This is a genomic window from Xanthomonas populi, assembly GCF_002940065.1.
GTDB lineage: Bacteria > Pseudomonadota > Gammaproteobacteria > Xanthomonadales > Xanthomonadaceae > Xanthomonas > Xanthomonas populi.
In genome coordinates, this window is the sequence record NZ_MDEJ01000327.1 from 1 (window position 1) to 530 (window position 530).

The window sequence follows — 530 nt, forward strand, 5'->3', positions numbered from 1 at the left end:
GTATAAAAACCTTTGCTGACAGCGAGTTAGCTCACTTTTGGCTGTTTTTTACACGAATCCCTGCTCCACCCTCATTTTTGGCTATTTCTTGCACGAATCACTCCTGGTCCTCAGGCTGATCGCGGCGTGGGGTAAGTAGTCATTGGTCGTAGGCGTGAGTTCCGTTGCTCCTGGGGACGTGGGCTACGTCCAGGCCAGAATGTCAAAGAATCCGCAGGGTGGGTAATAGACGGATGCCACCGGCTTCACGAGAGCGAGCACAAGCCGATTGCCTGCATCTCACGTAACTGGGATGACCCACATGGTCAAGACCCACTACATGGGGCTGCGGCGTTCCGTCTATCTATTACGCGCCCCGTGGCCGACCGGCCTCGCACACTCGCCGCAAGACAGTTGCAGCGTGCCGAACCTCGAAAGGGACAAGGTAGTGGATGAGCCGATGGAAGCGCCGTTTTATCTGGCAACTTCATGTTTTCACAAAAGAAATCGGGTTCTGCGAGTCATTTTTACACGTATGTCGGCTGAACCCC

At 54.3% G+C, this 530-nt stretch carries 1 protein-coding gene; it reads left to right on the forward strand.

All coding sequences use genetic code 11. From position 1 onward, the window contains the following. Positions 1–301: 301 nt before the first annotated feature. Positions 302–530, forward strand: a 229-nt coding sequence (locus tag XpopCFBP1817_RS22400) for a hypothetical protein (protein ID WP_208619696.1), incomplete at its 3' end; no start/stop codon positions are given.